This window comes from Xanthomonas prunicola, from assembly GCF_002846205.1.
In the GTDB taxonomy this organism is placed as follows: domain Bacteria; phylum Pseudomonadota; class Gammaproteobacteria; order Xanthomonadales; family Xanthomonadaceae; genus Xanthomonas; species Xanthomonas prunicola.
Genome location: NZ_PHKV01000090.1, coordinates 1 through 286, shown reverse-complemented (window position 1 = coordinate 286; position 286 = coordinate 1). Strand labels below are relative to the sequence as shown.

At 60.8% G+C, this 286-nt stretch carries 1 protein-coding gene; it reads right to left on the bottom strand.

Translation table 11 applies throughout. The annotated features are described in order from the left end of the window. Nucleotides 1-223, bottom strand: a 223-nt coding sequence (locus tag XpruCFBP8353_RS24175) for a hypothetical protein (protein ID WP_207759719.1), incomplete at its 3' end; no start/stop codon positions are given. Between the last annotated feature and the right edge of the window lie 63 nt (nucleotides 224-286).

Genomic DNA, 286 nt, shown 5'->3' with positions numbered 1-286 from the left:
GTCCACACCCGCCTGACGACTGCTCGCTACTTTTAGTGAGCCAACTCCAAGAGCGAATAACCTCCGGTTTGGCTGCAAGGCCTTTGCCCGACATCGCCGGACCGTCGAGGTGCCGGGTGTGCATGGTTGCAATCGGGTCATCACCGCCATTGTTGTTGTATCTGCGTGAGCTATGCGCGTTCCAATGGAAGCCGAGCAACCGTAGAGCGTTGAAGAAGGTCACCGTCTGGTGCGGTGTCCTCGCCGCTTGCGGGACCGTGTGGCGGCATGGATGCCGCCACCGAGC